The sequence below is a fragment of the Gammaproteobacteria bacterium genome, assembly GCA_028817255.1.
Taxonomy (GTDB): domain Bacteria; phylum Pseudomonadota; class Gammaproteobacteria; order Porifericomitales; family Porifericomitaceae; genus Porifericomes; species Porifericomes azotivorans.
This window is the reverse complement of the sequence record JAPPQA010000135.1, coordinates 1-4,592: the sequence shown is the minus strand read 5'-3', so window position 1 is coordinate 4,592 and position 4,592 is coordinate 1. Positions and strand designations below refer to the sequence as shown.

Below are 4,592 nucleotides of genomic sequence, written 5' to 3'. Positions count from 1 at the left end.
AAAAAAGAGGGAATGGCGGATATTTGCCGGGCGCCCGGCGAGACCCGCCTATGGGAGGCAATGCCGGCGGATTCGCGCCGCCGGGCTCACTTGGCCTTCGACCGCTCTTTCTTCGCCTTGGCGAACAACGGCCGCAGATTGCGGCAGTGCCCGAATTTGCGAACCAATTTGGCCAGGCGAATGTCCACGGGGACTTGCAACCCGATCTCCAGCAGCAATTTCGGGATCTCGTTATCGCAGACCGGCCGGATTTCCGTCGCCGGAAAGACTTGGTCCACCGCGCGCTGGTAGGCCTTGAGTTTTGCGGCCGCATCCCCCGAGGCTTCGGGGATGCGAGCGAGTTCGGCCCGCAGGTATTGTTCGTACAGCCACTCGCGCTCCGGCTTGGGCCAGGGGGCTACGTCCTCCTCCAACAGCGCGCGGAACCGCTTGGAGGCCCGGGCGTTTTCCTTGGCGAATAACAGGTGGGCCGCCAGGGCCCGCCGGCATGCGTGATGCTCCTGAAATGCAGGATGGCTCTCTCCCGCGAGCGCCAGGACGTGACAACTCTCGCCGATGACGCGCTGCCTGTAGTAATTCCAGAGATCGCTGTGCGGATCGTTGCGATACCGGTCCAGAAAGGCGCGGGCAAGCTCGCGCCGCCGGTCGTCCGGCGTTTGCGTCCGCGACAGCGACACCTCGTAGTACAGCCCGTGGTAGTGGAAGCCGTGCTCGCGCAGCCCGTCGAAGGGCCGCGTCTGGGTGGTGAAAAACAGGCGCTTTTCTTTTTTCATGAACCGCTTTATTTTCTCCTGCCCGTAGGTAATGCTGTCCGTTTCCATATTGAACAGGCGGTTTCCGAAAAGATGCCCGAACGGAGAATAAATGCGGACATCGGGCCGAACTCCCGCGACCAGCCCGGTGTAGGAAATCGGCCCCAGGTGCTGGTCGCCGAACAGGAACAGGATGGCATCCCGCGGCAGAGACTCCAGAATGGTGCGGGCGTAGTCGTAAGCGAAAGAGTTGTCGCGCATGTCGTTCCTTTCGAAATTCTGCGCCAGCGTCGTTATGCAGAACGCCAGTCCCGCGACCGCCGGGATCGCTTTGCGCAATTTGCCCGGCCGGCCGTGCAGCGCCGCCGCCAGGGCGTAATGCAGGGCAATGGCGCCGATGCCGAAGGGCACCGCCTGATAAGACATATACGCCTCGCGGCGCAATATGTCGTAGTCGAAATGCAGGAAGAACAGCAGTATCAGCGAACTGGAGCAAAAGCCGATCAGCAGCGCGAGCGTCACGCTCCATCTTTTAGTGAAGACGGCATACGCCAGGCCCGCGCAGGCCGCCAGGGCCGAAACCACCCCTATCTCCGCAAGGTAGCGGTGGAAGAAATAGCGCACAAAAAGCAGGGTGTCTTGTATAGAAGCCGTAGGATTGACGTCGGTGGCCGCGTACCGGGTGCGCAGGACGTAATCCAGCAGGCCGGAGAAGGACACCGGCCCGTAGGCCGCGATATACGGCTCGAACAGCGAACGGATGACGACGTAAAGGTAGGGCAGCAATCCCAGGCAGAACAGACCGGCCAGTTTGGGCGCGTCGGCCAGCGCGACCAGCGGCCTGTTCTGCTTCATCGTATGGATTGCGCCGACCAGCAGCAGGGGGAAAAACGACAGGCTGTTCAGGATCAGCAGCGGCCAGTGGTGGCTGAGCCCCAGGGCAAAAACGAAGGCCAGGCAAAACAGTTCCCGCCGGCGGAATCCGTGCCGCATGCGCAGGATCAGATAAAGACACAGAAAGTAAAACATCGCGTGCAGGGAATAGACCTCCGCGATCAGCGATTGGCGCCAGAGCATGCCCGAGACGCCGAAAAACAGGGCCGCAAAAAACGCCGGCCAGCGGGCGGCCGAGAGGGCGAGACAGCAAAAATACACGCATACGCAAGCGAGCGCCCCCGCCGTCGCGCTGAGCAGCTGGATGCGAAAGGCGAAATTGCCGAAGGGCAGCAGGCTGTACAGTTTCCCGAGCATGGTATAGAGCGGGTAGCCCGGCGGATGGGCGATGCCCGCAAACTTGACGACGAGAATGAAGGCGCCCGAATCTTCGAGGGTGGTATGCTCGGACATAGTGAAGACGTAGAGGCCCATCAGCAGCGCGAAGAGCGCCGCCGGATACGCCGCCTCCCGGCGGATATGGGCGGGCATCCGCACCCGGGCAAGGAACGGAAACCTGCCCAGCAGCCTGTCCCACAGGCCGTGCAAAACGATTTCTTTTTCCGAATTCATCAGGAGTTTCCCCTCAAGTTCCTACGCGCGCAGAAAAGACCGGCAGCGGAATTGCACCCGCGAACCGCGAGCGGGACGGCGACACCGGCCGCCGAACGGAAATATCGCGCCCCGTTACCGCCCCGCCAATCCGGATATTGCGCGCCAACGGTAAAAGACTCCCGAAAACCGAATTCACTTGCCCGTTGGCGTTTTACGATGAAGATGAGGCGGCGATGCATTGCTCGAATTCCGCCATGATGCTCGAGTTTCCGTAACACGACACTTCAAGCCAATGCCGGGCGCGGGTGCAACCGACATAGAACGAAGCGCGCCCCCTGATGCTGTCTTCGCATTCGTTCGCCGACGCCAGGATCGTAAACGGCGCTTCATACCCTTTTGCGGAGTGGATCGTAGAGAGCGCGATCCTGCCCTCCTGGATTGCGGAGAGATCCTTATTGTCCTCATCGTACACGCAATGCACCTGCGCCGGGCCCAGCCGTTCACCAATCCCCTGCCGGAGCCTGTCCGCCCTCTCTTTGCGGAATGTCAGTACTAGAATATCTTGTGGAGTCAGGTTCTCTTTACGCAAAAGTTCCTCGACGCGGGCCGCAATCGCCGCGCTTTCGGCCTCCTCGTTCGTGTGCCGGACGCACCGAATCGGTTCTCCCTGCCGCGGCGCAAACTTTACGACAACGTAATCATCCCGCGTTTCGATCAGTTCCCTGCTTCTCAAGGTCGCAACATCCGCGAAGCTGCTCGTACCGACCGGCACCTGCGCGTAACTGCCGAGCAGGACATTGAACGCCGGTTCCACGATCTGCTGCGTACTGCGCCACGCCTTCCCCAGGACTATGGCGCGGCCACGAATCGCAAGTCCCAGATCGATCCATTTTGGTCGTACCCGGCCATAGAGATTCTGGGCCTCGTCATAGAATACAAACAGCGGCAAATCGTTCTGCCTGCGCCGGCACAACTTCAGCAGAATTCGGTATTCGTCTTCGTGAAAATCCTGGCCCTCGTCAACGAAGATGGCGTCGAATAACTCCGTGTCGGCACCGCCTTCAAGCTCCGCAAGGTAGCGTTGTGCTCGCACACCAGGGTCCTGATCGGGCAAAATACGTTGGTACTGAACCATGTCTTTCTGCGCGAGGTGGTACATAAGACTGTTAAAGTGCGTAACCATAACCATATCCGCGGGCAGAGAAGCGCGTGTCCGCTGGCGATAGGCCTCCTCAATCCAGTGGCGGACAAGCGGCACGAGCGTCCGATTAAAGCAGACCGCCAATAATTGCCGCTGGTCCGACAATTGTTGCCTGTCGAACAGTTCGCCCGAGCGCTTGTATAATCGTTCCACCATCCGGGCAAATTGCGTGGCCATGACGGCGGTCTTGCCGCTGCCAGCGACGCCGCGCACGAGTCTGGGGCCGCGATCCCATTCCGCTTTGACAAGGGCCTGCTGCTGTTCGGTAAGCACCCGATACTCCGCATCGGATTCCGCGAGGCGTTCGCCCAGGGAACCCTCGGGGGGTTTCCGATAAGACGAGGGACGCCCCCTCGGTCTCAGTACCGCCGAGTCGCCGAATGCCGCCCGCAGGCTCCGTATCTGGCCCTCGGGCACGGGCCCGGCGATCCCGAACTGTTGCAGCCGGTCCCGCCCCCGCGCCCGCATTCGGTCGCCGAGCTCTGACGACTCGAGATCGTCCAGGAACAGCACTTCCGTTCTGGAGGAGACGGCATCGCCGAATTTATGCTCCCAATCGCTGCGACGTATGCGCGGGAACACCGCCCAGCACTCAAAGGCCACATTGAGCTCGCCGCCGAAATGGCGCTCGGCGGCATGTTTGACATCGAACATGGCAGCCCTGGCCTGCCGTAAAGGGTCTCTCCGGTCATTTCTGTTTTCGTATGCGATTTCAAGCGCGCCGCCCGCCTGGATGGAAAGCACCTTATCCAACCGGACGCCTTTCACCTCGACTATGTGCAAGCCGGACTCGGGATCGATAATTGCGATATCGGGCGTCCCTGCTTTCGCGTCAACCACGGAAGGCTCGCAGAGAATCATCGCCCCCTCCGTGTCGAAGGTCTGCGCCATAATCAACAGCACTTGTTTATGCGTCGCGGTCCCGGCCTCATGCGAATCAATGACCTGGCAGCGGAGATTTTTGAAATCGCTGGAATCCATGCGTTCGCCCGTTTCTTCGGCTCCCCCCTCAGCCCGGCGGCAGCGCCTTGTCCAGCAGCAGCCGCAGGCTGAGGCGCACGCCGAAGCCGGTGACCTCGGTGGGGATGTGCGCCAAACCGCCTTTGCGGGAACCGCTGGACAAGTCGAGGTGAATCCAGGGCGTCCCCCTG

The 4,592-nt window shown here is 60.9% G+C and carries 2 protein-coding genes; both read right to left on the bottom strand.

Annotation, left to right across the window (positions count from 1 at the left end; all coding sequences use genetic code 11):
- Positions 1 to 86: 86 nt before the first annotated feature.
- The gene (locus OXU43_05925; GenBank protein ID MDD9824691.1) at positions 87 to 2,258 is read right to left on the bottom strand and encodes a DUF2723 domain-containing protein; all 2,172 of its coding nucleotides are present in this window, start codon (positions 2,256 to 2,258) and stop codon (positions 87 to 89) included.
- Between the two features lie 193 nt (positions 2,259 to 2,451).
- On the bottom strand, positions 2,452 to 4,422 hold the full coding sequence (locus tag OXU43_05920) for an AAA family ATPase (protein MDD9824690.1): 1,971 nt from the start codon (positions 4,420 to 4,422) through the stop codon (positions 2,452 to 2,454).
- Between the last annotated feature and the right edge of the window lie 170 nt (positions 4,423 to 4,592).